The organism is Flavobacterium aquidurense (assembly GCF_002217195.1).
In the GTDB taxonomy this organism is placed as follows: Bacteria; Bacteroidota; Bacteroidia; order Flavobacteriales; family Flavobacteriaceae; genus Flavobacterium; species Flavobacterium frigidimaris.
The window spans coordinates 19,973-46,901 of sequence record NZ_MUGR01000029.1 but is presented as its reverse complement, the minus strand read 5'-3'; the positions used below and the strand labels follow the sequence as shown (position 1 = coordinate 46,901).

Sequence of the window (26,929 nt, the reverse complement as noted above, 5' to 3'; positions counted from 1 at the left end):
ATTTTGAAGATGACATTACTCACGATTATGGTGTGAGGTTTGTCACACCAGGCCCTTTGTTCGGTTAACGGGAAAATCTGCTCAGGGTTTCTCTGGACACGCCCAGATAGGCAGCAATCAGTGATTTTGGGACTCGATGAAATAAAGAAGGATATCGTTTAAGCAATTGCTCATAGCGTTCTTTTGCATTAGAGCTAATCAGCGACAATATGCGTCGCTGCGCTCCAATAAAACCAAAACTCGATTTCTCGAGGAAGAAACGTTCCATCTTTTGGAGGCCATCACATAGCTTTCGATAATTTTCGAAGGAAAGTGCGAGCACTTCAGTGTCTTCCAAACATTCCAACGATAGAGTTGCTTCAGTCTGCGTGTAAAAGGCATAATAATCACTTTCCCACCAATCTTCCATCGCAAAGGAAATGATATGTTCTTTTACCGAATCATCTGTATGAACCAATTTTAAAAGCCCCGATACTACAAAGTAAGAATATTTCACCTGATCGCCCTTCTGGATAATAAACTGGTGTTTCTTAAACTTCTTGACCATAAAATGAGTCAATACAAAGGTAAATTCCTCATCACTGAGTGGTACTACTTTTTCTATATGTTCTCTTAGTTTTTCCTCCATAAAATGTTTTCTATTTTTCTAACAGCCTACCTAAAACCATTGCCTCTTGCGAAAATATAAATAACAAATTCAATAACAAGCAGTGCCATAAGACATCAGTTTGCTTCGGGATTTAAGCTAAAACAAAAGTACAAAAAAAATAGGAGTGCTAATGAAGTACATTAAAATCAAGGTAAAGATCTGGACAAAAGAAGCCAGATAATGGTCAGGAGTAATGCTTCAAATTACAAATTGTAAAACTAAGTGATGTTGACCACCTGTTTTTAGTAAAAAAGACTAAAATTTTTTGGTGTACTAATAAGGGATCTGTCGCATCTAAAGCTAAGTTTTATCTTTGCCTTTTTAATTCTTAAACTCATGAATACTAAAGGTCATTGCTATCCGAAGTCTATTTTACTGCAGGCCATATATCTTAAGCTTAGGTTTACATTACCCTATCGGGATGCTCAAGAGATCATGAAAATGCGAGGAGTTTCTCTTGATCATGCTACTATTCAGCGCTGGGTTTATAAGTTTACACCTTTGGTTGAGTCAGAGATGAAGAAGAGAAAGGGCAGAGTGGGGGCAAGCTGGGAAAGATGCGCTTAAAACAGGGTTGAAAATTTCGGGTTTACTCCGTTTGATTCTCGCTTTTAGTTTCCTTTGAACCTCGTCTTACAAGTGTATAAAACTCTTTTAAATGCCACCAGGCAGGGCACATCTCAAGGTCTCCTTTGTAATGGTATATAGTTAGAAAACAGCTTTTAAGGAAAAGCTGGGAATCTGTGATTCTCGCCCATGGCTTTAATTCCACTTCCTCAGGCGGGGGAGTGGCTTGAAAATAGCGTTTTATTTCTTCTGGGGTCATGGGGCAAAAATAGGTAAAAAGTTGAGGCCTGTCAAGGGATGAGGGGTTTTGTTGGCTTAAAATTTAAGTTGTCTTCTCTGCTTTTGTTCCAACTATCCTGGCAGTCATCAAATTACTATGCCGAATTTATTTTTACTTTTTAGAATCAGTTTGAGACCCCTCCGGTGGGTCATTATCTGTAAGGTACTTTTCTATGTCCTTGCAGGTTATGTCTTTGGGGCCGCTTTGGGGTTCCTTATAAGGGTTCTGCGGGTCATAGGGGCTGGGTGTTTTTGGCTGCGGTTTTTGGGTCTTTGATCGGGTTTTGGGAATTACAGTGGTCCTTGTCGTAATTTTTGGTTGTATCTTTTTGGGTTTGATATTATTTTTTAGGAGCTTTTTCCCGCTGTACGCTTCAATCTTTTGTGCCGAACACCGGCACAAAAGGATTTCCACTGCACACGAGCGAAGCGAACTGGCGAAGCAATCGGGGCTAGGGCTGCTGAGGAGCCTGGCTCTTTAGACTAATAAAAATAAGTGAGATTATAAAAAAATGGCTCCAATTGTCTTCAATTGGAGCTATTTGGCTTGTTTGTGACAGGAACAGGACAAATTTCTATAAATTTTATTGAGGATTTGAAGAAATTGGCTTACTATTGGTAGTGCCTGACTTTCATTTGCTTAAAGAATTTGGTTTGGATGTCCTGCTGGGGTTTTAGTGAAAATGTAGCGTAAAAAACAAATCATTATTCTCTTTTTATTAAAACTGCCTTAGCTTTTTGAGGCAAAATTGGAGGCAACTCCATTCTTACATTTGATTTTGACACATGCGACAGAACAAATTTTGCGATTTAAATAATTAAGGAAATTTAGATTTGACATTTTAAACAAACTAAATCTGACAATATGAACAAACTAATTTTATCTTAATATTTGTATTTTTGATATTTCGATCCAGCTGTTATAAAAGCTAAAAATAAATCAAGATCAATGGCAAAACAAAATTTTAACCAGTTTACAGACCTTGTATGGAACGTTACAGAAGAAGGAATTTACAAAGACGACCTTAGTCTTGATTTTCACTCTTTTGTACTGATCATTTCGGGAGAAATGAAAATTATTCAGGCAAACAGATCATATGTATTTGGTGCAGGCAGTATGCTGCTTTTTCCCAGAAATCAAATCTCCGCAGTAATAAAGCAGCCCAAAGACGAGAGACCTTATAAAGCTGTAGTATTCGGGTTGACGGTAGAAAGACTGAAGGAATTTTATGCAAAAGAAAAACCAATATTGAGGGTGTCACCAGAGTTGTCAGTTCAGATTTTAAGTGAACAGCCACTATTGAAAAGTTTTTTTTCCTCCATCATTCCTTATTTTGAACTGGAGCAGAAACTTCCTGAAAATATTGCAAAGCTTAAATTTGAAGAGGCAATTTCCATACTTCGTTACATTGACCCACATATAGATGGCATTTTGGCGGATTTCTCAGAACCGGGGAAAATAAACCTCGTTGATTTTATGGAGCAGCATTACAAATTCAATATGCCTCTCGAAAAATTTGCCTACCTCACAGGGCGCAGTCTTTCAACATTTATAAGAGATTTTAAGAAAGCGTTTAAAATCACACCACAACGCTGGCTTACAAGAAAACGCCTAGAGTTGGCGCATTTTCAACTTTCCAAAAAAGACAAAAAAGCGGGAGACATTTATCTGGAAATCGGTTTTGAAAATCTCTCCCATTTTTCATTTGCCTTTAAAAAACAGTTTGGCTATTCGCCCTCTGATCTACAATAGATTTAGGGTAATTCTAAACAAAGAATAATCCATTACGGATTATTATTTGTTCTTAAATATTTTCTTGTAAAGGTTTACCTGAGCGCCATCTGATAGTCCCTTCATCATTGCAAAAAGCTCTTCCGAATAGTTACCCAGCAGGTCTATCCTGTTTATTTTCCACTCCACTTTGTGCTCATTCATTACAGTAGCAAATGACTGTGCATGTTTCATTAATTCATTTTGGTCAGCATAAGATTCCAGGAAAATAATTTCAAGGGTCTGCGGATTGTAATGGCATTCGTGTATTAAAACACCATCTCCTTCTTTTTGCACTGCTATTTTTGCTGCTGCCATAAATTCTTCTAATTTCTCCCACTCATTGGGATTTACTGTTGCAGACATCATAAGTCGCAAAATTGATTGTTCTGACATTTTAAATGTTTTTAATTAAAAATCGATGTACAAATTTACCATAGAAACACTATAGATGTTTTGTTTAAAATGTCAAAAAAACATTGTTTAAAATGGCATTGCAATAAATTTTCTTCGCAGTTTTGACAATTTCAGCAAAGCAAATTTGACAATTTGAACAAAACGATAAATTAGAACCTAATCTACCTTTGACAAGTCATTCTAAATAAAGAAAATAATGAAAGCAATAGTTTTAAAAGAAGTAGGTGAACCTCGAAACCTTATTTTAACTGAAGTTCCTGTTCCAAAAATCAAAGACAACGAAGTATTGGTTCGAGTTAAAGCAGTAGCAATTAATCCTGTAGATGCATTTGTGAGAAGAAACCAACCAGCTTTGGAGATGATATATGCAATGAAAGGCGATGAAGAAAATATCATTCTTGGCTGGGATGTAGCAGGTATTGTAATTGAGGCAGGCAGCGCCGTGAGAAGATTCAAAGCCGGCGATGAAGTCTTTGGGAATTTCAACTTCATCGGTCAGGCCAATGCTTATGCTGAATTTGTAGCTGCTCCACAGGACGAGTTGACCATAAAACCGGCCAATGTAAGTTTTGAACAAGCGGCAGGGGCAACAATGGCCGCCTTGACAGCCTGGGCATCTTTGGTGAAATTTGCCAAAGTAAAAAAAGGCGACAAGATCATTATATACGGTGCTTCGGGAGGCGTGGGCCATTATGCTGTGCAGATTGCTAAGTATTTCGGAGCGTATGTGATCGGTGTAGCTTCTGGTGAAAATAAAGACTTTGTTTTGGGTCTTGGTGCTGACGAATTCTTTGATTATAAAATACAGGCGGTAGAAGATTTTATCAATGATGCCGATATCGTTCACGATGCTGTCTGGGTAGAGGCAGAAGTGAACAGTACAGAAGATACGCATTTGCAGCGTTCACTCAAAACACTAAAAGAAGGAGGAATTCTGTCAAGTATTGTCGTTTATCCTGACCAGCTATTTACAGATAAGGCAAAAGCAGATAAGAACGTAACAGTTCAGCGAGTAAATGTAACACCTAATGATAGTTATCTAAAAGACATTGAAGCTATTGCCCAGCTTCTATCTGATGGTAAAATCAAGACCCACATTTCACATTTGTTTCCTTTGGCAGATATGGCCAAAGCGCACGAGATTATCCAGACCAAAAATACAGTGGGAAAAATAATTCTTGTTCCGTAGTTAAAAACTTACAGATTAGCCAGCATATAGTAAAGGGACTTCTATTCGTAGAAATCCCTTTTTGCTTTAATGCTCTTATTATATTTGATTTTCTTAAATTTGCAAAATCAAAGAAAAGCTGATTCGCAATTACATCAGTCTCATTATACACGAATCTTTAAAGATGGAACCTTCTGAAAATTTTGAACAGAATAAGAATGCATTTTCCATTGTCATCTGTATTTTTGGAATTACTCGAAAGACAATTTCGCATTGACGACTTCAGATCCACTTCAATTAAGAACAGACCAACATTATGCCAACATCTGAATGTGCATGTCAATTACCTGAATCGAGCCATAAAAGAAGTAACCGGAAAATCGACAACAACTCATATTACAGAGCGGATTATAACAGAAGCCAAAGCGCTCTTACTCCATACCAATTTGAGTGTTTGTGAAATCGGCTATGCACAAGATCATCGATTTATAAAATGGCGCATACAAAACGGATTAGGTTTTAAAAGTTTTTAATCGGCCAGACCAACATTGAGCGGAATTGAAGTTGTGCATATTCTGAGGAAGAATCAGATGGTTAGACCAGGGATAACTATATTTAAATCATTCTGTAAATTGGCGGGCTAACTTTAAAATTACTTAAAATCTTATATTTGATTCTGACAGATGCGACAGAAGCCTATATCCTAAATATGGTATTTTTTTTTATACATTTATTCATGACTGTAATAATTTAGTTCTCTTTTTTAATATAATTATATGTTGGCGTATTTCTATTTATTGTTTCAGTAAGTTTGTCAATCAAGCAGAGAAAGGAATTGGAACACATTTCAAATCTGTCATTAGATTGTAAAGTGCTTTAAGCTTTTTATTTTTATATAACCAATTATTCCGTAGGCTTGTTTTTATTAGTAGTTCCATATTCTTGCGGATTCGAAGTTTTCTTTTTGGTGAATTGTACCTGTAATCTGTCAATAATTAGATACATCGACGGCACAACAAAAAGAGTAAGGATCATAGAACTGGTAAGCCCTCCGATGATTACCCAAGCCATTCCGTTTTTTATCTCTGCTCCCGAACCGCTAGCCAGAGCAATCGGTAGCATGCCCAGTATCATTGCAAGTGTGGTCATAAGAATAGGACGAAGCCTTTCTTCACCTGCTTCCACGAGCGCTTCTTTTACTTCTTTTCCCTGGTTTTTTAACTGGTTGGTAAAATCGACAATCAGGATCGCATTTTTTGAAACAAGGCCCAAAAGCATAATAATACCGATGATGGAAAAAATATTCAAGGTCTCCATAGAAAGTGCCAGGGCAAGAAGGGCTCCAATTAGCGCAACGGGTATTGAGAAAAGGACAACAAAAGGATATACTGCATTTTCATAGAGTGCCACCATAATGAGGTACACCAATAATATAGCAATTAAAAGAGCCAATCCAAGACTTCCAAAAGCATCTCCTTGATTTTTGGCATCTCCAAGGTATTCAATGGTGATACCTTCAGGCAGTTTTATAGAGTCAGTTTTCTCTTTAATATCTGAAATTATGGTTCCTGTTGGTCTTCCCGCCGCATTGGACTGAACACTAATGGTACCCAGACGGTCACTCCTCTGGAGTGTACTCTCACCGGTTGATTCAGTAATATCTGCAAACTGGCTCAACACAAAAGCCTCTCCATCATTGTTGACAAAAGGGAGGTTTCTTACACTATTGATATTGTTACGGTTAAACTCGTCAAGTCTAATGAGGATATCATATTCGTTACCGGCGTTTTTAAACTGGCTTTTTTTGTTTCCCGTAAAAGAATTTTGAAGTGCCATACCTACCTGGCTGGCATTGAGTCCCATCAGGGTCATTTTTTCCCTGTTGAGTTTAACTTCAACCTCCGGCTTTGGATCCTTAACTGATAATTTGACAAATTGTGTTCCGGCCACCGTTGCCACTATTTTACGATATTCTTCAGCTACTTTGCGCACTTTTATAAGATCCACACCTTTAATGGCAATTTGAATCGGACTGACATTCGCTCCTCCGGTTATCGAGGTTGGAGATGCAGTAATTTTTGCGCCAGGAATGGCTTTACTTAGTTTTTCCTGTAGAATGATTCCAAAATCTTCTGCTGATATATTTCTATTTTTTTTATCGGCCAAAGTAATGGTGATCTCAGAAAGATTTGCATTACTGGAGCTTCCCGATACACTGCCGCTAATAAAACCAATACTGGAAAATACATTTACTACCATAGGCTCAGCCATGATAATTTTCTCCGCCTGCTGTGTCAGCAGATTGGTCTTGTATATAGTGGCTGATGGGTCGAGTTCCAAGTTGATAGCTAATTCACCCTGATCACCTTTTGGAATAAAGGCAGCACCTATAAAGCCTGCAGGTATAAGTATAATTGCACCAATGATAAGTAATATTACGCCCGTGAGCACATATCTTTTCCTGTTTAATGCCTTGGTAAGGAGTTTTCCATATTCCATTTTAAGGGAATCAATAAAATGTTCAAAACCAAGATTAATTCTTCCCCAGAGTGTATCCTTATTTAATTTTTCTATTTTTCCGAACCTGCTGGCAAGAAGCGGTGTAATGGTAAAGGATACAAATAGGCTCATCAATGTTGAAAATACCACAACGAGTGAGAATTCACGCAGCAATGAACCAATTATCCCACCTGAGAAGGCTAATGGCAGGAATACAACTACATCAACTAGGGTAATAGCTACGGCAGTAAATCCTATTTCATTACGTCCTTCAAGTGCTGCGGTTCGTTTGTCAGAACCCATTTCAAGATGCCTGTAAATGTTTTCAAGAACCACAATAGAGTCATCCACCAAAATGCCTACCACTAGTGACATGGCCATCAAAGTCATCAGGTTTAGTGAAAACCCAAAAAAATACATCGCAATAAAAGTGGGTATGATAGAAGAGGGCAGAGCTAAAAGTACAAACATTGAGCTTCTAAAACTGTGCAGGAATGCCAACATAACAATTCCCACAATAAGTATTGCAAGGACAAGATCCTCCATCACGGCATCTGCTGATTTAAGGGTGTATATACTCTGGTCGGAGGATATATTGAATTCAAGTTTCTGGGAAGTATACTGTGCCTGAATCTCGGCAAAGGCTTTTTTGACCTGCTCACTTACATGCACTGCATTGGCATCGGACTGCTTGATAATCTGCACACCTATGGAAGGCAGGCCGTTAATATGGTTAATTGCAGTTGTCTTTGCCGTAGCATCGACTACTTCAGCAATATCACTTAGATAAATGCTGCCTTTGCCAGCAGGCTGGCTTATAATGAGTTCACGCAGCTGTGCTAGAGAAGCAATATTGGCATCATATCGTATAGAAAGCTGCTGGCTTGAAGTTTCAATACTTCCGGCGGGAAAGGAAAGATTGGCATTGTTGACGGCGTTGGTAACAGCTGCTATTGAAAGCCCATAGCCACGCATTTTATCCTGATCAATATTGATTTGTATTTCACGTTGGTCTCCTCCAATGATGTTCACCTGGCCCACCCCGCTTACATTTTGTAATATAGGCCGGAGCTGTTTGTCCACAAGTTCATAAAGTTCGCCAGGAGGTATTCCAGCAGTAATTCCAGCTTTAATTACTGGGGCTTCTTCAAGGTTTACTTTGTTTACCAGAGGGCGCTCGGCATCATCGGGCAGATCATTTATGGCTTGATCAGCCTTGCGTTGCACGTCCTGTTCAGCTTTGTCAATGTTTGTACCGCTTTTGAACTGAATGGCTATTTGTGAAACTCCTTCCTGTGAAGTTGAAGTAATTTGATCAAGCCCTTCGATGGATGCAAAAGCATCTTCAAGTTTTTTGGTCACAGAAGTCTGTATCTCTGCTGCGCCGGCACCTGGATATGTGGTAGTGACCGATACGGTAGGTACTTCTATTCTCGGCAGTAGGTTGTAATTTAGATTGCTATAGGATACCACACCAAATAGTATAAGTACGGTAAAAATAACAATCAGCAACAGTGGCCTTTTTATGGAAATTTCGGTTATAGACATAATGTATTATTGTTTTGAAATGCTTATTAATGCGTCATCTTTCAGATTGATCTGTCCTGATGTTACTACTTGTTCTCCAGGGGTAAGCCCGCTTAGAACCTGTATAGCATTATTATAATCGCTGCCTGTTTTTATTTTGCGCAATCTCACCCTGCCATTTTTAACAACGTATACCGTTGCATTTTTTGTACTTTGCGTCAGAGCCTCGCGAGGTATTAGTATGATCGACTGGTTTGTTTTTCTTGAAAAATCAGTGTAAACAAAAGTTCCTGAACGCAAGGGTGCGTCTTTATCGTTAGATGCTCTTATTTCTGTGGCGTAGCTGTGGGTTTGGTCGGCCTGAGGACTGATATAAGAGATTACTCCTTCGAAAACTTTTCCCGGATAAATATCGGTAGTGAGTTTTACTTTTTGCCCCTCTTTTACCTTGTAGACTTCAGTCTCAGTAAGATTTACTTGTACCTTAAGCTGTGATAAGTTTACGATGGTTGCAATTTCGGAGCCCCCTGAGACAAATACACCTTCTTCAATGGTTTTTGAACCAATGATACCGCTTGTTGGCGCTTTGATTCTGGCATCATTTAACTGTCTTTTGATCTGATCAGAAGCATTGACTGCATCCTGATAATTTTGACGGATTTCGTTAACCTTTTCCTGTGTAGCGGCATTGCCCTGCAGTAATTCGGTATAGGTTTTTAAGTCACTGCGCAGTTTGGATACTTTGGTTTCGGATTTTTGAAGATCCAATTGCAAGAGACGTGTATCGATTATAGCAAGTACCTGCCCCTGATTTACCCTGTCTCCAAGCTTGATGAGCAGTTTTTGAACATTGCCACTGCTTACTGAAATTAGCTTAGCCTCTTTAAAGGGAGCCAGTACGCCCGTTTTTATCATATTAATTTGCTGCAATTGTTTTTTAACTGTGCTTACGGTGACCGGTATTTTGATCTCCTGAGCCAGGGTAACAGTGTTGCTTTTGTTGATTTTGCTTTTGTTGTAGCCCAGCTTAAAAGTAATGAGCCCAGCCAGCACAATACCACTAAGGATTATTATATATTTCTTTTTCATCGTCTTTAAAGTGAGTTATAAAAAAATTGTAAAGTTCCTGATGCCTTTTCAAGATCAATCTTTGCAAGGAAAAAGGAGTATAGGGATTTCAGATAGCTGTTTTGAGCTTCCTTTAATGAGTTTTGCGTATTGAGCCAGTCGGTCAGATCAGTAACGCCTTTCTGCAATTGCAGGTTTGTGGTTTTAAGTACTGATTCTGCAAGAGCCACATTTCTCTGGTTATTGTCAACATTTGCCTGTTCCTGCATTACCTTAGTTAATGCATTTTGATGATCCACCTTATAACGGCTTTCATCTATTTTTAGCTGCTCTTCAGCATTGATATGTTCTATTTTTGCCTGTGTATACTGTGCATTACGTTTGTAGAAGTCTAATATTGGAATGTTCAACTTAAGTCCGATAGCAGCAAAGTCTGACACTTCACTGTAGGCATTGGTGAGATTATCACCAAATCCCACAGCCCCGTATCGTGCATATGCAGTCAGTTTGGGCAGCCCTTCAGCCTGAATGCGGTTTTGCTCTATCTCCAGCATTTTTATATTTACTTCAGAGATTTTGTAATCAGTCCTGGAAGCTACTTCAAAATTTGCGCTTTGATCGGCAAGTAACGCGGAAGGTGCAGCTTGCCGTGTTATCGAGTTAACAACAAGAACTTGTTCAATAGGATACCCCATTTCAAATTTAAGTTCATTTTCTGCCAGCTGTAGGTTACTTTGTGCAACACGGATTTGAGATCTCGTATTATTGAAATCTACTCTTACCTTATCAAGGTCTTTTTGAAGTGTAATGCCTTTGCTGACCTGAAGCTCGAATATCTGAATTTGTCTGCTGTAGGTTTCCATATTGCTTTGCAGGAAATCAAGCTGCTGTCGGTAGACCGAAATCTCGAAATATGCAGTTGTAACATTGTATATCAGGGCTTCCTGATTTTGCTGAGTGTTTAGATCTGCCTTTTGCTTGCTGTACTTATTTGCTTTAAGTCCTGTTATCAGTGCCTGATCGTAAAGGGTCTGGTCGAGTTGGGCAGTTGCATTGGCATTGAATTTTTGTGAAAATGCTATCCTCATCGGTTTCTCACCAAAAACTCCGGCAGGAATAACACTTTCCTGTAGTTTAAGGTTATTGTCTAATGTTGAAGTAAGACTGATCTTGGGCAGGTAAGCTGATAGCGCTTCCTTAGCCTTGGCATCAGCGGCAAGTTTATCGTTGGCATAAATGGTATTATTTCTATTATTTTTAAAACCATATTCAATACATCGCTTAAGGGGCCATGACTCCTGTGCTGTAAGATGTGCAGAAACCAGAAATGTTATCGCTGCTATTATGTGTTTGTTCATATTTTGGGTCTGTATTTGATCTTGCTTAAGGTTGAACAATGAAAATTAGAGATAAGAATTTGCCATTTTTGCGTGTTTCTCACGTGTAAAGGATCTCTAAAATGTAATCGCGCAGGTGGTTGTTTAGAAAAGGTTGTAAGAAAGTCCAGCATTAAAATAAAGTTGTGCATCCTGTTTATTCTCAATGATATAATTATTTGTTTTTTCACCCTTTTGGGTTATTCGGGAAGTTATGATATTGTTGAGTCCTCCTTTTAGCGTAGCAACAAAGTTTTTGGCAAAGTTGTATTCGTACATTATTCCAGTTTTTAACTCGAGTTGATTGAGTTCATAAACACCGTTAAGTTTTTGATTATCAAAAGTGATGTAAAAATTTTCGCTGTTAAGTTCAGTTCCAAATGATAAACGTCCGTTTTCAAACAGCTGGCGTTGCATTTTTATACGCTGGGGCAGTATAATGTCAATTTTCCACGGCGATCGTTCAAACTTATGTTCGTAGGTAAAGATTGGGGTAAAAGGAATAATGGAAGAGGGATCCAGCATAGCGACACCACCTATAGTCATAGTCGTGTTTTCTGTTTTCTTAAGCACCATTGTAGCAGTTATTAGTCCTTTGACACGTTGAATATTCTTATCATTACCATCAACAGTTATGGATGCATTGTAGATAATAGGTTTTCTGAAAAGAGAAAAAAAATAGGTGGCACTAACCGACTCGGCAAGATAATGATAATTTTGGTCCGCCCTGGTTGTGCTGGCGCTGGAAAGATAATTGTAGACTTCTCCAAAATGATAATTCTCATATTTGTAGCGCAGGGTATTAGTAAGGAAAAAACGCTGCGATTCTGATTTGTATAAAGGAATATTGGTTGCGATTTTTAAACGAGAATGGCTCTTTACAGTGGCTTTTTCAAAATCCTCACCCATTACTTTTGTATCATAATCGGAGGTACCCATGCTCTCGTACTGCACATCAAAGGTTCGTGTTAGGGGAAATTTGTCTGTTATGGCTCTACCAGCTCTTCTGGCACCATTATCTTGCGCAGCTGCTGTTAAGCCTGAAAAAAGCAGGAAATAATAAATCTTTTGTATTCTCATTTAAAAATATTGTAATCAGTTAAATTTTAGGGTTTTGCTTTGCCAATATTATTGCAAATGTACAGCCTAGGTGATTCTGGAGTTGGATATTTTACACGAACGCCACAAGTATTACGTGAACGCCGTTTGAGTAATTTAAGACTGATTGATAGACTACTAATGAAATTATTAGGTTAATTTTGCATTTATGAAATTGATGAATATTTATCAGAATTTTTGGCTCAGAAATCTAATTGTACTGACATTTTTTATGATGCTGATTTTCTTTTGCGTTTATACGGACTACAACGACCAGATAAATTTTAAAAAGGTTGGATATTCATTGGTTGTCAAGAAAATTATTATAGCTATTATTCCTATGTATGTGCTACAGATCATCAGTAATGTTGGTTTAATCAAAGAGCTTTTTATTAAAAAAAAGTATAAGACTTTTGTTGTGAGTTTTATTTTGTATTGGTTTTTAGCGCATTTTTTTTTGGGATGGTATTTTAGAATAAATGAGATTGGGAAGTTTTCATTGATATCAACAGTGGGAACCATACTTAATGGTTCAGGGATATATTTTCTGCACTTGTGGATCTTGCTCAACATAAGGAAAGGGAGAAAGGAACTTTTCAATACACAGCTGGAATTATCGCTGCTCAAAGAACAGTTGAATCCTCATTTTTTGCTCAATGCCATGAATAATCTTTATGGTGAGGCCTTGTCTGTTCCTGAGAACGTGGCCGAAAGAATATTGAACCTTTCAAAACTTCTTAGGTATCAGGTAGAAACCTCAAAAAAAGACCTGATTGTTTTATCAGAGGAATTTAACTTCTTAAAGCAGTATGTTGAGTACTATAAATTTCGAAATGAAAGACTCATTGTTATGCAGAGTTCCACAGGTAATATGGATGATGTTTATATACCTCCACTTTTGTTGATGTCCTTGGTGGAAAACGCAGTAAAATTTTCATCAGAAACTGACAATCCCTATATCGTCTTTGAGATCAATGTTGAATCGAACAGTTTGTCTTTTATCATGCAGAATAATTTTCTTGACCAGGGAATGCAAAGTAAAGGTACAGGCATAGGGCTTTCCAACCTGCAAAGGCGCCTTGAGGTTTATGGTTACAGACATGAATTTACATGTTCTAAAGAAGATGAGCTATTCATTGCAAAACTAAATATATGGGGTTTATCTACCGTTGCCTAATAATAGATGATGAGTCACCTGCCCACAGGGCTTTGGCATCTCATATTTCTAAATTTGACTTTTTGGAACATACCGCTAGTGCTTTTAGTGGTAAGCAGGCGCTACAGATGCTAAATGAATTTCAGTATGATGTTATTTTTTTGGATATCAATATGCCTGTAATATCGGGTATTGACATTATGGAATTACAACCCAACAGGCCACTTACTATTGTCACAACAGCCTATTCGGATTATGCACTTACGGCCTATAAGCAGCAAGCTATTGATTATTTACTGAAGCCTATTTCGCTGGAAGATTTTACAAAAGCTATCGAAAAATTAAAAGCGTATTATACAGGATATGAGCTGGTGAGGAAAAAAAAGTCAAAAAGTAAAAGGCTAACATTTAAATTTAACGGAGAATTGAAAGAGGTTTCCCTTGATAAGGTAATTTGTATAGAAAGCATTGGTCACTATCTAAAACTATACCTTGAGGATAACAAAATCCCAGTAGTGATCTACGGAACGCTACAAAACGTACTGAGTGAGTTAGATGATGCTGATTTTATAAGGGTTCACCGTTCTTATATCGTAAACACCAAGAAAATCAGATGCCAAAAACAAAATGTACTGTTCCTGCTCAACGACAAAGAGGTACCTGTAGGGAGAAAATATAAGATTCTACTCATGGGGAGCAACTAGCTCCCTTTGCCTTAAAAAACAAAATATATTACAACACAACTATTCAGGAAGGGATATATCAGATCTTGAAGTGTATTACTGTGCTTTAAAATAGGGTGGGACCAATGATAAGAAGAGCTTGACTAGCATTTATTCTTAAGTAATTTGCTTTGGCTGTCACTGGTGTAAAAAACATGTCGTTGGTGTAAAAAAGACATCAGTATTTTTATTATCAGGTACTTTTACGGGAAATAAAAATATAAATAAAATGAAAAAGTTTTTTTTACTTACAGCAATGTTTTTTTCTTTTGCTGGATACAGCCAGTTTCATATTGGAGCTAAAGCAGGTGCTAATATGAATAAATTAGACGGTCAGGCCTTTGATGATGGTTTTGAATTCGGGTACCAGCTTGGCGGTTTTGTCTATTTCAATCTAACAGACTTTATAGGTCTTCAGGGAGAGGTTTTATTCAATCAGACCAATACTAAACTAAGTAACGATTACCGAGATGTTTTTGATAATGTGTTCAAAAAAGATAAAACCCTTAATTATGTCAGTGTACCGGTTTTATTGCGTTTGAATAGTGAAGGTTTAATTACTATAGTGACAGGCCCGCAGTTTAGTTTCCTTGCTAATACTGATCACAGCGTTTCGCAGAATGGAAAGAAACTATTTAAGAATACTGATTTTTCATTTGTTGCAGGAGCGGAGGTCAATATCAGACCATTGACGCTTTATGCGAGATATGTCTGGGGATTTTCCGACGTGAGTAATTTTGGAGACAAGGCCAACAGCCAGCAGATTCAGGCAGGTTTGGGACTTCGATTGTTTTAGTCTAAACCTAGGAATTTTAAAATAAATTATTTGTGTAAGCATAGTACAAATGGCTTCTCAATTCAAAATTAGGGGCATATTTACTAATTATATAGCTCAAAATAGGACTTTCATATTACTTATTGACCGACCCCGGGATATGGTTTATCGATATGTAGATTAAAGTCATATTATATTTGATGGAAAGTAGGTCTTTGCTTATACAAATCACAATAGTAATGATACAGTTGAGGAATCTACTGCCAAATCATTCCGTAATAATGTATTGATGTAACCGATGATTTTAAGATTAAAAGAAATAAATTATACTATAGTTGATATTATAAAGGGAAATTGTGATTCTATTTTTGAGCATTTGGTTTCAGTTAATCTTGCGTATGTAGTTAAAGGTCATGGATTATTTCCGGGAATTTATATAGATATGAAAAATACCCGAAGCACCCAAGGGGCAGCTAGCAGGGTCCTGTATTTTGATGATTATTCCTTAATGGAGCAGGAAATGCTTTATTATATTCCAAATATCTCTTTTGTTTTACGGTTTTTCAATATAACGGGACGGGGAGGCTTTTTTTTAAAAGAAGTGATGTGTTATGTCCAGGTTAGACAGTTGTATGTTGATGCAACTCAAGTCACCGTTGATTTTACTTTTGTAACTGCTAAGGGACTTCGGGCGTTGGTTTTTAAATTTTTACTCAAGGAGCCATTAATGGCTTATATTAATGTAGGATTTGGTAATTTAAAAAGGATGCTGCAGTGTGGCGTATCATGAGGGAAAAAGTAAATAAGAAGAGTCGTGTACAGTAGCATTACTCATTTTTAGCTTATTACTCAAGAAAAGGGACGATCGATACTTTATTTTAATACTTCAAAAAAACACTTTTGATCGGGATTTCAAAACCTTCATTATAAGTAGATTTAGTATTATAGTTTTATGATTTTACTACCTCCTTAGTATAATATTTTTTCAAGCTTTCGTAAGGGGGTGTAAAGCCTAATAATTATAAATAATGTTTAAACGACTTCAATACCACACACAAAAAATTACGTTGACCACAGTCTCACTGGAAGCTCCAAAAGATTTGGATACAAAATTAAAAAGTTTCAAGCAATGCAGTGTTATTAACCGTATAGTAGGAAACCCGGCATTTTTGGACGAGTTCTGGTTTCCAAAAACAAACCAGTTGAGTTTACATTCCGTGGTTGAAAAAAAAGAGAAGAATACTTTGGAGTCACTTAAAAAAATGGCTCCCGATACAACCCATAAGGGAGAAATTAGAAATATTACTTCCTTTTTTGGCTGGATTTGTCCAATAGTGAGTTATCATATACTATGTTACAAAAAAGGAGAGCAGGTATGGATTTGCTGGAATTACACTTTTCAGATTGGGGGCAGTCTGAAAGGACTTTATTTTTTATGGTTCATGAAAAAGAAAGTAAATGTAAGTATTGAAAAAATGACTTGTCAAGCTATTACTTCAATTACAGTATAGCCATTTCATGCAATTATTCTATTTTTTACGTGAGAGTAGGTCCTATTTACTTTAGAAATATTGATTTGATTTCTTGGTGATAAAGGATCAAATTTCATTTTTTCAATATCAGCCGGGTGCAGATTCTTTGGGCTATTCTGCACCTGATATCCTTATTTTATAATTTTTCAGCAAAACTTACACAGTAAAAAATATGCTGAGAAGGTCTTTGTTTGTCAAAAGAATTCTAGAATTAATGGATTTTATCCTTGATATATAACAAGATGCAGTAGTTTAAACTAGATATTCGGATATTTTCTTTTTAATGTTTCCAGGTGAATACTTTTCAGCAATTGTAATATCTTCATCTATAAAGTCATCTAGGAAGTTTTGTACTATTTCTTTGGGTGCTAAATTTCCGTAAAATGAGTGATAAAGGCTGGTGAAAATTGTGACTAATTGAATTATAAATTCGTCTCCAATTTTGGTGAAAATTTCATCTTTAATTGAATGAAAATCTGATCCGGAAATTTCAGTTATTTTGATAGTTTCTTCATTGATATTAATGGATTCATTATAGTTAATATATTTTGATAATCCATAAAAAGCATTTGTATTAAATCTTATCTGATTTTGTTTAGTCCCCAATAAAATTATATACTCATTAATTTTAAAAAAGTATGGAGAGGTAGATTTGTCAATATGCACTAAATTACTTGTCGTATCTGAAAAAAAACGTGTAGAAAAGAGCATTAGAGGATATGATCTAATTTTTTTCTGGTGATATATTGTCTTTTTTTCTAACTCATTTATATCTAAATCAAGACACTCATTTAATAATTTTCTTATCTGTTCTTGATCACGATGATTTAATATGAAATTATCAAATTTAACGATTGATGCTCTCCAAATTAACGATAGAATAAAAAGTCTGACAATATTATTATTTGCATTCTCTAATAAATGAATTATCTGATTATTGTTAATTATTACTTGCTTGTGCTTATTGTTAAAAACTTCTTTGAATACTGTTATATTGAAATAATTTTCTATTCTTTCAAATTTGTCTTCACAATTTTTACAGAGAATATATTTTACTGCATAGTGGTCAACGAGATTTTCAATTTCCTCATCAGTTATTTCTCTGCCAAGCACCTCATTTATTTTTTGAGAGTCTAATTTTCTTTCAAAAAAAACATCTAAAAACTTATTGCTTGATATGTTATAGCTTGAACCATATCCCCTTTTGTTTTCATCGAGGGGATTTAACATAGACTTTATAAAAAAATGGGAAAAGATATGAGAAGCAATGGAACTTGCTGGGTTTATTTTACAAAGTTTGCATATGCCTATTTTCATTATTTTATCTAGGTTTTTGAATAAATTACTGCCAAGGTTCTTGTACTATAGCAGGTTTGAGACTAAATTAAGCCCATTGTTCGGATTTGCCACCCGAGCGAAGCGAACAGACGAAGTAAACCATCCCAAATACAAAACCAACTTTCCATTAAGCCAATTGCCCAAATCCGTTGTAGCTGCTAGTGACTGGCTTCATTTTCCACTTTAATTACTTTTTTCAGATTGTAAATGCAATGTTTCTCCTTGAATTGTTTTGTATTCTTCAATTGTAATTCTTGAGCCAAGATTAACAATAATTTCTTGTATTTGTCCTGAGGTTAATTTTAACGAATCAATTTTTAACTCGCCATATGTGTTATCATGAAATAAAAGAGAATAGTTAGCAGGTTTTAAATAAATACTATAATAACCAAAATCATCCGTTTTCAGCAAATCGGGTTCAAATTTAAAAGTTTCACGCAATTCTAAATTTGCAATAGTCATCCTTGTTAATTCAATTTCTCTGTTTTTATCATCTATAAATTTAAACTTTATTAAAGCTGGAATTGTATCTACTATTCCAATTGTTTTGTTCGAAACTATTTTTGCAGGAATGTCTTTCCTTTCTTTCGAAAAACCATTAATCACGGTTTTACTTGTGTCTTTTTGTGAAAAACAAACCAAGGGAAATATTAGAATAGCAATTACTGTAATTGATTTTATCTGCTTAATTATTATGTAATTCATGTTCTGTTTTTTAAGTTGATTGTCACTAATGTTCTGGTACTACCGCGGGCTGTGAGTAAATTAAGCACCTTATTCTGATTGTCAAAACTTCCCAATGTCAAAACCAGTTTTCCATTAATACTATTGTCCAAATCCTTTGTAGTTTCTGTTAGCTGTAGTTAATTTATCTAGTCGATTATTCTATATCGATCCTTTTCAAAATTTGATTTTATCTCAATATGACCATCTCCGAAATCTTCGTTTTCATATTTATATCCGTAAATTTTATAGAATGTTTTTGAGTTTCCCTTTTCTTTAAAACCGATTTCTAAAATTTTATTTTCTTTATCAGGGAATATTTTTAATTCATTCCAATATTTGTTATAAGCTATTGGAAGAGCAAAATAAAGACTTCTTGTCCTGTTTTTGTTTGTTGTTTCAATTTTATAAAGCTGTTGGTCTTTTCCATTAAAATCAACCAACTTATCAGCAATTAAATTTATCGTAACAAAATATTTTCTATTTTCCTCGTTTATTTCGAGTTTTGCAGATGAGAGAATCGTATTTTGATCTGGTGGTGGAAGCTGTTCTTCTTTAGCATTAATACAAGCGTGTTCTTTTGGGGAGATAACCTGATTAGTTGATTTTTCTGGTTTTTTTTGTTCTTCAACATTCTTACAGGACTCATTTAATAAGTTTGAGAGTAATACCGTAATTAAAAATATAGTATTTAATAGCTGTCTTTTCATTATAATGCTCTTTTTATGATGGTTGCTAATATTCTTGTACTACTGGCTTGGTATTAATTAAGCCCATTCTTTGGATTTGCCACACCATCCTATAGCGGACTGGCAAAGCACACTATCCTAACAATAGACTAAGTAAATCATTCAATACAAAACAAACGTCCAATTACCACAATTGGCTAAATGGATTATAGTTGTTGTGCGACGTAAAAGCTTGGGCTCAATACATTGTATTTTGATAAGCTGTACTTTTATTTGATATTTTTAATGAATTCCATGGAATTTCTATTCTGTAAAATTCTGTCGTACTTTCTTCTGCTTTCACATGTAAATTGATAATCCAAAATAGTTTATCTATATCTTTCTCATAAACTAAATTTACATCATATGACTTATAATCAATTTTTTTATTTTTAGCGTGGTTTAAAGCAATAGTTTCAATTTCAGTTAGACTTTTAAAATTATTTAATAGGAGAGTTTCTTTAGGCCAATTTGTTTCTAATATTTGACCATATTCATCAAGGCCAATTTCTAAATTATAATTTTTAATACCAATAGATTTATTTTTTAAGTAAAAAGTCAATTCATATTTTGGTACTATTCTCATCTTATTGAAGGTTACAGGTTCTTCTTTAAACATTTTTTCCAGATCAATAATTTGACCATGGGAAAATTTTATGCTGTCAATCATTGAAGGTAAAATTTTATTCAAATAGCCTTTCAAATTTGATTGTACATTTTTCGGCAAATCTTTTTCTGAATTAATTTTTTTTGAAAAATGTCCGTAATAGATATTCCCGCTTTTTTTATCAATAATTTTTTCAGTTTGTGCTGATAAACTATTAATAGAAGCCGTTAATATTAAAATTACTAAAAGTTGTTTCATTATTGGATTTTATATTTATGTTGTAGCTGTTATGCACAGTTAAAATTTTCGTCCTGATTTCTTCTCCAAACTCTAAATAATTACTTTTCCATTCAGCGCTTTTCGCAATGACACACAACTAAATTATACCAGCCATAAAATAGCACCAATAAGGCCTTTTTTAGTTGCCTATGTGCAATTAGTAAGCTTTTTTAAGCGAATATAACAATAAATACTAATCTTTCAGTTTTGCAGAAGTAGTTGTACATCTGTTATTTACTTGTCCCGTTACTATTTTACGATCGCTGAAAATCAGCCAATGTGTGTAATTTTAAGTTTTTTATCTGCAGATTTAGAGTGCCTGGGGCCTTGAAACTTGTGGGTCCATCTTTGGAATTCATTATGGAGCTGACTGCTTTTCTTCCTCACAGCTGTTAGTCCATAGTATCCCAATTGCTTCCCTTTTACTTTTTATCAAAGACACAGTATGCTTTTGTCTTATTTCAGGAGCAAAGGTAGTCCGTGTCCATAAGCCAAAGCAAGGCCGGGCCTTTCAGGTCTTGCCAAAAAATCTCCACCCATCCGGGTTGTATTTTTTGCCAGAGCCTTGCTTTTGGGGGACACTCACCTTTTTATGCTCATGAAACAAAACATAGCATACTGCGGCTCTTTAGACGAATAAAAAAAAATGTCAGAAATGAGAATTGAAATATTGAAAAACAGAGTGATGAAACAAAACAGCGCCTGCTCTCATTGCCGAATAAATTAAAAAAAAAAGAAAAGTAAAAAAAAAGTAAAAATGCGGGGCGGGTAAGGGAGAAAGACGGTGTGTATGTTGCGGTATGGCAGGAGTGTAAAAACATACAAGGCAGAAAGAACTATAGTAATTAAGTAATAGTAAACATTTAAAAATCAGAAATCATGAACATTACAGGAAGATTGACAAAAGATGCGAAAGTAAGCACATTGTCAGACAGCAGACAGGTAGTAAATTTTTCGGTAGCCATCAACGAGAGCTACAAAAACAGAAAAGGCGACAGGGTAGAGCAGACCACCTTTTTCGAGTGCGCCTACTGGATAAGCCCAAGGGTTGCCGAGTGGCTGACCAAAGGCACGGTGGTGGAGCTCACAGGCATGGTAAGCGCAAGGGCGTGGACAGGTAATGACGGGGAACCGCGCGCGGGGCTGAATTTCAATACCTCGAATATCAAACTGCACGGAGGCGGGAAGAAGTCCGAAGGCGCGCAGGCATTGAAAACTGGACAGACTGCAGAGCAGGGAGAAAACAAAAAATCCACCTTAAAAGAGCCTGAGGACGACATCCCGTTTTGAGCAGGCAGTAAAGGGGTCTAAACAATTTTAATTCCAAACTTTTTAAAATCAAATATCATGACACATAATATTAATTACAACAGTACAACAGGAAATTATTCTTTTTTCAGCGTAAAGGAAAAAGCATGGCACGGGCTCGGGCAGATTGTGGAGCAGTACCCGACAAGCGTAGAAGCCATAAAACACGCAGGACTTGATTACGAGGTGGCTAAAAGCCCGCTTTACACCAAGGCGTCGGGCATTATCGAAAATACTCAGGGTATTGAAATGGGCAGTACAGAACTTTCAGTACCTGACAGCTTTGCAACGATCCGCACCGATAATAATGCCGTACTGGGGGTAGTAGGTAATCTATTGTTTGTATGGCACTGTATTTTCATTTTTAGCATTGTTTTTTCTAAGTGCATTAAAATCTAATAACCCGGATTTTGAGATCCTAAATTAGGATTGACAATGAACTCACTTTCGGGAATAGGCAAGAGACGGTCAGTGGAATTCCATCCCGGTTTTGCAGATAAGACGGCATCTAACTTTCCAGTCCTTTTGAGATCAAAAAATCGATGTCCGTACTCCGTAAAAAGTTCTTTTCTTCTTTCGTCGATTATGATCTCAAGTAATTCATCTTTAGTATTAGCAGTAACGTCCGAAAGACCAGCACGATTTCGGATTTTATTCAAATCTTCCTTTGCGCCATCAAAATTTTTCTGTTCAGCTCTTGCTTCTGCACGAATAAGATATTGTTCGGACAATCTAAGGATTATGGAATACTCCTTAGATGCTGCTGTAACTTTAGATTCCTTATATTTAGAGGCATAATACCATGTGCCTGTTGCATTGCTAACGGTAGTGGTCCAGTGCGTTTTTCGAAGGTCATTCATAGCAAAGGAATTTATAAGCGATTGGTTTAGTGCTACTACTTGTGGAGGTCCGGATGCAAAAAAGAACATTGCTCCTTCGTCTGTATTTTTACCTGCCACGATTGGCATAAATTGCCATATGGTTTCTGAACTGTTTTTTAAAAAGACCTTATCGGGATTGTTTTCAAAGAGATATAAAGAATTGTTTTGTACTAATTCTGTTGCCATTTTTAAAGCGTTTTCCCAATCCCCCTTGTACAAATAAATCCTTGCTAAAAGCGCTTTCGCTGCCAAAGCGTTAGGGCGCACCCTTTCTGAATTGGAATATGTGGGCAGCAATAAACCGGCTGAAGTTTTCAAATCTTCTATAACATTATCATAAACCAAAAGAGCGGGCATTCTGGCAACAGTGCTATTGGTTTTATAATCAGTGGTTTTTATATAGGGAATGTCTCCAAAAAGTTGCAGCAAGTAAAAATGAATTAGTCCCCGAACAAAGAGAGCTTCACCTTCCAATTGTGCTTTTTCTTTGATGCTAAAGGATGATGTATGAACTCCCTCCAGTATGGCGTTGACAGCATAAATCTGATTGTATGAATTGTTCCAGTAAAGTGCCACTGTACTATTGGAAGGTAAAATAGTATTGGTATAAAATTCTGTTGTCGAATTGCTAGGGGGACCATAAAAAGTCAATTCATCAGTATAATTACCTAAATAGTTTGAAATACCAAATTGTATTCCGGTAAGAATTCCTTTGTCGCGAATCTTAGCATATACATCCGCCATAGCGGCATCTGCAGTAGTGTAATCCTTAAATACTGCAGTTTTGGTCAGCTGTGATTCCGGGAGATCAACCTCTACAAAAGAATCACAGGAAATCATCAATATGGAGATCATTAGAAATAGTAGTATAGAAAATATCTTTAATTTTGTTTTACTTATTATATATCTTGTTTTCATAACTGTTGGATTAAAAAATTAATTGTATTCCGGCATTTATAATTTTCAATGGAGGCAGATAACCACTGCTCTTAAATTCAGGGTCGCCGTCATCATATGAAGTGAAGGTCAGAAGGTTTTGACCCTGTAGTGTAACACTGCATCGTAGGTCTTTTAAATGCAATGTAAAATAATTCTTCTTTAATGATAATGAAAAACCGGGTCAGAAATGACTCGGTTTTTTTTATGTCTTGGTTTTACGTATTTCCCATCAAAATGATAATTGTCATTTCCCATTCAGATTCTTTTTCGTAATATTACTATGTAAATATTTTTGCATGAGAAAGATTAAATACAAGAAAGGGCGTAAGCTTCAGCATATCACTTTAGAGTATACAGGAACACAAAAGGAACACGAAACAGAGATGCAGCTTTTTGTGTACGATGATGCAGATGTAATTGAATATGAAAAGTTTACCGTTTTAGCCTTAAATACCTGTATTGATTATACTAAAAATAACTGGCTGAATATTCACGGGTTAAATGATATCAATTTACTTAAAACAGTTGGTGCACATTTTAAACTAGATGATTTTTTATTAGCAGATATTTTAAATACTTCAAAAAGAACCAAATTAGAAGAACAAAAAGACATTTTATTTTTTAATATAAAATCACTTTTGCCTTCTGAGTATTCGGATAATATCAGCGTTGAACAGATTAGTTTTATTTTGAAAGATGGAATTTTGATTTCGTTTCAGGAAAAACGAAGTGATTTTTTTACCCATATACGAGAACGCCTTCGCACTCATGCTGGAATTGTGAGAACTAAAAAAGTAGATTATCTGCTCTATTTATTGTTAGATGCTGTAATGGAAAATTTTTATATTACAATTGAAGATGAGGAAGATAAGATTGAAGAATTAATCAATTTGACTAAAAAAGGCGCTGACCCTGTTATTCTGGAAAAGATCGAAAATCATCGTGATAATTTTAATTTTTTAAAACGTTCTATTATCCCGCTCAGGGATTCTTTGTATTATTTGAAAACAATAAAAGACGATGATACGTATAACGGAATAGAGAAAGAAACCTTTAGTTTTTTCATCCGATTACATCAAAAAAGCCTGGAGCTTTTAGAACAAATTGAGTCTGATATGAGTTCATTAGAAAGTGCTTCTAATTTTTATTTCTCGGAGCAGAGCCGAAAAATGAATGAGATCATGAAAACCCTTACGATCATTTCGGCCATTTTTATTCCGCTAACCTTTATTGTTGGAGTATACGGAATGAACTTTGAATACATGCCGGAACTGCGTGCAAGAAATGGCTATTTTATTGTCATGGGCGGCATGTTCTTACTGGTTATCGCCCTGATTATTTATTTCAAAAAAAGACGCTGGTTTTAGCGTTTATACACAATTATAAAATTATTAAGTTTCAATATATAAATTATGAGTAAAGCAATATATATAGCTACAAGTGATCATAATAGCGGAAAATCGATTATTACACTCGGTTTGATGAGTATTTTGATTGGAAAAACGGCTAAAGTGGGTTATTTCAGGCCCATTGTAGAGGATTTTGTCGACGGAGAACCGGATAATCATATAGAAACAGTTTTGTCGTATTTTAACCTGGATATCAAATTTGAGGATGCATATGCCATCACCAAAAGCAAACTGATCAAAAAGAAAAATAAAGGCAAAATAGGAGAGGTTTTAGACTTAATTATCGAAAAGTATAAAAAGCTCGAAGAACGTTTTGATTTTGTTCTGGTAGAAGGAACAAGTTTTACGGGCGAAGGAACTTCGATAGAACTGGATTTGAATGTTCTAATTGCAAAAAACCTTGGGATTCCAACTATCATTATAGGTTCAGGAGTTGGAAAAACATTAGAGGAATTGGTAGACAGCCTTTATTTAATTTACGATTCTTTCAAAATAAAAGATGTTGAGGTTTTATCGGTTATCGCTAATAAAGTACAGTTTGAAAACATCGAACTGGTAACACAAGGATTGCAGAAAAGTTTGCCTTCAAATGTGCTTATCAACACAATTCCGTTGATTTCCAGTTTAAACAATCCAACCATGCAGGAAATTGTCAATCAGCTGGATGCAAAAGTATTGTTTGGAAGTGCGTATTTAAATAATGAAATTGGTCATTTTAGCGTTGGTGCAATGCAACTGCATAATTACTTGGTTCATTTGCATGACAATGCCCTGGTAATTACACCGGGAGATCGTTCAGATATTATTTTAGGTGCGCTGCAAGCTAATGAATCAGCTAATTATCCCACTATTTCGGGAATTATCCTAACCGGAAATATAGTTCCGGAAGAAAGTATCTTAAAACTAATAGAAGGACTTTCTGCTATTGTTCCTATTATTGCTGTTGACGGTGGGACATACAGTATCACGAATAAAATTGGTTCAATCAAATCAGAAATTTACGCGAATAATACCCATAAAATTGAAACATCGATCAGTACTTTCGAAAAATATGTAGCAGTAGATACGCTGTCTGAAAGGTTAATCACTTTTGTACCGGAAGGAATGACACCAAAAATGTTCCAGTACAATATGGTAAAAAGAGCCAAACAGCATCGTAAACACATTGTTTTGCCGGAAGGAACTGATGACAGAATTATCATGGCTGCTTCAAGATTGCTGGACATGGATGTAGTGGATATTTCTATAATTGGAGAAAGAAAACATATCGAAAATAAAGTTGCTGAATTAGGACTTACTTTTGATTTTTCGAAAGTGAATATTATCAATCCAAAAGAATCTGAGCTTTATGAGGATTATGCCAATACCTATTATGAGCTTAGAAAAGCTAAAAATGTAAGCATTACCATGGCAAGGGATTTAATGGAAGATGTCTCGTATTTTGGTACTATGATGGTCTACAAAGGTCATGCTGACGGAATGGTTTCCGGAGCAGCGCACACGACACAGCATACCATTTTGCCGGCACTGCAATTTATTAAAACGAAACCAAACTCATCAGTAGTTTCATCCGTGTTTTTTATGTGTTTAGAAGATCGTGTTTCGGTATTTGGTGATTGTGCGATTAATCCAAATCCAACGGCAGAACAATTGGCAGAAATTGCTATTTCATCAGCGGAGTCAAGTTTGGCTTTCGGAATAGAACCCAAAATTGCCATGCTTTCTTATTCATCAGGATCATCAGGAAAAGGGGATGAAGTTGATAAAGTGAGAACCGCAACCGAAATTGTAAAACAAAAACGACCGGACCTGAAAATTGAAGGTCCAATTCAGTATGATGCGGCAGTCGATCGTGCAGTAGGAAAAAGTAAAATGCCGGATTCTGAAGTGGCAGGGCAGGCGAGTGTGCTTATTTTTCCTGATTTAAATACCGGAAATAACACTTATAAAGCCGTACAGAGAGAAACGGGAGCATTAGCCATTGGGCCAATGTTGCAGGGTTTAAACAAGCCTGTAAACGATTTGAGCCGAGGATGTACAGTAGATGATATCATTAATACAGTAGTCATTACAGCGATTCAGGCGCAGGGTTTGTAATTTTGAATTTTGAGTT

24 protein-coding genes and 1 pseudogene are annotated in these 26,929 nt (G+C 36.0%); 13 read left to right on the top strand and 12 right to left on the bottom strand.

Annotation, left to right across the window (positions count from 1 at the left end; genetic code table 11):
* Window positions 1-64: 64 nt before the first annotated feature.
* Window positions 65-628 (bottom strand): Crp/Fnr family transcriptional regulator, encoded by a 564-nt coding sequence (locus B0A67_RS15765; RefSeq protein ID WP_072964800.1) that lies wholly within the window; start codon window positions 626-628, stop codon window positions 65-67.
* A 456-nt stretch (window positions 629-1,084) separates the two neighbouring features.
* Between B0A67_RS15765 and B0A67_RS25295 the strand changes: the two genes are divergently transcribed.
* Window positions 1,085-1,216, top strand: a complete 132-nt coding sequence (locus tag B0A67_RS25295; RefSeq protein WP_262494741.1) for a hypothetical protein — start codon at window positions 1,085-1,087, stop codon at window positions 1,214-1,216.
* Between the two features lie 22 nt (window positions 1,217-1,238).
* On the opposite strand, the gene B0A67_RS25425 is transcribed toward B0A67_RS25295, so the two are convergent.
* Window positions 1,239-1,475 (bottom strand): DUF6965 family protein, encoded by a 237-nt coding sequence (locus B0A67_RS25425; RefSeq protein ID WP_072964801.1) that lies wholly within the window; start codon window positions 1,473-1,475, stop codon window positions 1,239-1,241.
* A gap of 969 nt (window positions 1,476-2,444) precedes the next feature.
* Between B0A67_RS25425 and B0A67_RS15745 the strand changes: the two genes are divergently transcribed.
* A complete protein-coding gene (locus B0A67_RS15745; protein WP_072964803.1) occupies window positions 2,445-3,248 on the top strand; it encodes a helix-turn-helix domain-containing protein in 804 nt (267 codons plus the stop codon).
* 42 nt (window positions 3,249-3,290) lie between these two features.
* On the opposite strand, the gene B0A67_RS15740 is transcribed toward B0A67_RS15745, so the two are convergent.
* The gene (locus B0A67_RS15740; RefSeq protein WP_072964804.1) at window positions 3,291-3,662 is read right to left on the bottom strand and encodes a hypothetical protein; all 372 of its coding nucleotides are present in this window, start codon (window positions 3,660-3,662) and stop codon (window positions 3,291-3,293) included.
* 217 nt (window positions 3,663-3,879) lie between these two features.
* Here B0A67_RS15740 and B0A67_RS15735 point away from each other — a divergent pair, with 217 nt between their 5' ends.
* Both B0A67_RS15735 and B0A67_RS15730 read left to right on the top strand, forming a co-directional pair.
* Window positions 3,880-4,872: an NADP-dependent oxidoreductase gene (locus B0A67_RS15735; RefSeq protein ID WP_072964805.1), complete on the top strand. Its 993-nt coding sequence runs from the start codon at window positions 3,880-3,882 to the stop codon at window positions 4,870-4,872.
* A 182-nt stretch (window positions 4,873-5,054) separates the two neighbouring features.
* Complete coding sequence (locus tag B0A67_RS15730; protein WP_242670976.1) at window positions 5,055-5,384, top strand: helix-turn-helix domain-containing protein; 330 nt, start codon at window positions 5,055-5,057, stop codon at window positions 5,382-5,384.
* 370 nt (window positions 5,385-5,754) lie between these two features.
* Here the strand turns inward: B0A67_RS15730 and B0A67_RS15725 are convergent, their stop codons facing one another.
* The 4 genes from B0A67_RS15725 to B0A67_RS15710 all read right to left on the bottom strand — a co-directional run bounded on the left by B0A67_RS15725 (window position 5,755) and on the right by B0A67_RS15710 (window position 12,401).
* On the bottom strand, window positions 5,755-8,898 hold the full coding sequence (locus tag B0A67_RS15725) for an efflux RND transporter permease subunit (protein WP_072964807.1): 3,144 nt from the start codon (window positions 8,896-8,898) through the stop codon (window positions 5,755-5,757).
* A 6-nt stretch (window positions 8,899-8,904) separates the two neighbouring features.
* Window positions 8,905-9,966: an efflux RND transporter periplasmic adaptor subunit gene (locus B0A67_RS15720; protein WP_072964808.1), complete on the bottom strand. Its 1,062-nt coding sequence runs from the start codon at window positions 9,964-9,966 to the stop codon at window positions 8,905-8,907.
* Window positions 9,967-9,971: 5 nt separating this feature from the next.
* Window positions 9,972-11,303 (bottom strand): TolC family protein, encoded by a 1,332-nt coding sequence (locus B0A67_RS15715; RefSeq protein WP_072964809.1) that lies wholly within the window; start codon window positions 11,301-11,303, stop codon window positions 9,972-9,974.
* Between the two features lie 123 nt (window positions 11,304-11,426).
* On the bottom strand, window positions 11,427-12,401 hold the full coding sequence (locus B0A67_RS15710) for a hypothetical protein (RefSeq protein ID WP_072964810.1): 975 nt from the start codon (window positions 12,399-12,401) through the stop codon (window positions 11,427-11,429).
* Between the two features lie 187 nt (window positions 12,402-12,588).
* Between B0A67_RS15710 and B0A67_RS15705 the strand changes: the two genes are divergently transcribed.
* The 5 genes from B0A67_RS15705 (at window position 12,589) to B0A67_RS15685 (ending at window position 16,583) form a co-directional block, all read left to right on the top strand.
* Window positions 12,589-13,596: a sensor histidine kinase gene (locus tag B0A67_RS15705; protein WP_072964811.1), complete on the top strand. Its 1,008-nt coding sequence runs from the start codon at window positions 12,589-12,591 to the stop codon at window positions 13,594-13,596.
* Window positions 13,572-14,279: a LytR/AlgR family response regulator transcription factor gene (locus tag B0A67_RS15700; protein ID WP_072964812.1), complete on the top strand. Its 708-nt coding sequence runs from the start codon at window positions 13,572-13,574 to the stop codon at window positions 14,277-14,279. Before B0A67_RS15705 ends, B0A67_RS15700 begins: the two co-directional genes overlap by 25 nt.
* Before the next feature lie 247 nt (window positions 14,280-14,526).
* Window positions 14,527-15,093, top strand: coding sequence for a porin family protein (locus B0A67_RS15695; protein ID WP_072964813.1), 567 nt, complete (start codon window positions 14,527-14,529; stop codon window positions 15,091-15,093).
* A 277-nt stretch (window positions 15,094-15,370) separates the two neighbouring features.
* A complete protein-coding gene (locus B0A67_RS15690; RefSeq protein WP_072964814.1) occupies window positions 15,371-15,862 on the top strand; it encodes a hypothetical protein in 492 nt (163 codons plus the stop codon).
* A gap of 238 nt (window positions 15,863-16,100) precedes the next feature.
* Window positions 16,101-16,583 (top strand): hypothetical protein, encoded by a 483-nt coding sequence (locus tag B0A67_RS15685; RefSeq protein WP_072964815.1) that lies wholly within the window; start codon window positions 16,101-16,103, stop codon window positions 16,581-16,583.
* Between the two features lie 273 nt (window positions 16,584-16,856).
* Here the strand turns inward: B0A67_RS15685 and B0A67_RS15680 are convergent, their stop codons facing one another.
* The 4 genes from B0A67_RS15680 to B0A67_RS15660 form a co-directional block, all read right to left on the bottom strand.
* Window positions 16,857-17,921 carry a hypothetical protein gene (locus B0A67_RS15680; protein ID WP_123887420.1) on the bottom strand — a complete coding sequence of 355 codons (1,065 nt, stop codon included), beginning with the start codon at window positions 17,919-17,921 and terminating at the stop codon, window positions 16,857-16,859.
* 204 nt (window positions 17,922-18,125) lie between these two features.
* Window positions 18,126-18,647 carry a hypothetical protein gene (locus B0A67_RS15670; protein WP_072964817.1) on the bottom strand — a complete coding sequence of 174 codons (522 nt, stop codon included), beginning with the start codon at window positions 18,645-18,647 and terminating at the stop codon, window positions 18,126-18,128.
* A gap of 167 nt (window positions 18,648-18,814) precedes the next feature.
* Window positions 18,815-19,375, bottom strand: coding sequence for a hypothetical protein (locus B0A67_RS15665; protein ID WP_072964818.1), 561 nt, complete (start codon window positions 19,373-19,375; stop codon window positions 18,815-18,817).
* A 217-nt stretch (window positions 19,376-19,592) separates the two neighbouring features.
* Window positions 19,593-20,258 carry a hypothetical protein gene (locus B0A67_RS15660; RefSeq protein WP_072964819.1) on the bottom strand — a complete coding sequence of 222 codons (666 nt, stop codon included), beginning with the start codon at window positions 20,256-20,258 and terminating at the stop codon, window positions 19,593-19,595.
* 900 nt (window positions 20,259-21,158) lie between these two features.
* Here B0A67_RS15660 and B0A67_RS15655 point away from each other — a divergent pair.
* Window positions 21,159-21,569 (top strand): single-stranded DNA-binding protein, encoded by a 411-nt coding sequence (locus B0A67_RS15655; RefSeq protein ID WP_072964820.1) that lies wholly within the window; start codon window positions 21,159-21,161, stop codon window positions 21,567-21,569.
* A 57-nt stretch (window positions 21,570-21,626) separates the two neighbouring features.
* A pseudogene (locus tag B0A67_RS15650) lies at window positions 21,627-21,917 on the top strand (DUF932 domain-containing protein); the annotation flags it as partial.
* A 65-nt stretch (window positions 21,918-21,982) separates the two neighbouring features.
* Here the strand turns inward: B0A67_RS15650 and B0A67_RS15645 are convergent.
* Window positions 21,983-23,386 carry a RagB/SusD family nutrient uptake outer membrane protein gene (locus tag B0A67_RS15645; RefSeq protein WP_072964821.1) on the bottom strand — a complete coding sequence of 468 codons (1,404 nt, stop codon included), beginning with the start codon at window positions 23,384-23,386 and terminating at the stop codon, window positions 21,983-21,985.
* 317 nt (window positions 23,387-23,703) lie between these two features.
* Here B0A67_RS15645 and corA point away from each other — a divergent pair, with 317 nt between their 5' ends.
* Window positions 23,704-24,774 carry a magnesium/cobalt transporter CorA gene (corA, locus tag B0A67_RS15640; RefSeq protein WP_072964822.1) on the top strand — a complete coding sequence of 357 codons (1,071 nt, stop codon included), beginning with the start codon at window positions 23,704-23,706 and terminating at the stop codon, window positions 24,772-24,774.
* 45 nt (window positions 24,775-24,819) lie between these two features.
* Window positions 24,820-26,913, top strand: a complete 2,094-nt coding sequence (gene pta / locus B0A67_RS15635; RefSeq protein WP_072964823.1) for a phosphate acetyltransferase — start codon at window positions 24,820-24,822, stop codon at window positions 26,911-26,913.
* Window positions 26,914-26,929: the final 16 nt, after the last annotated feature.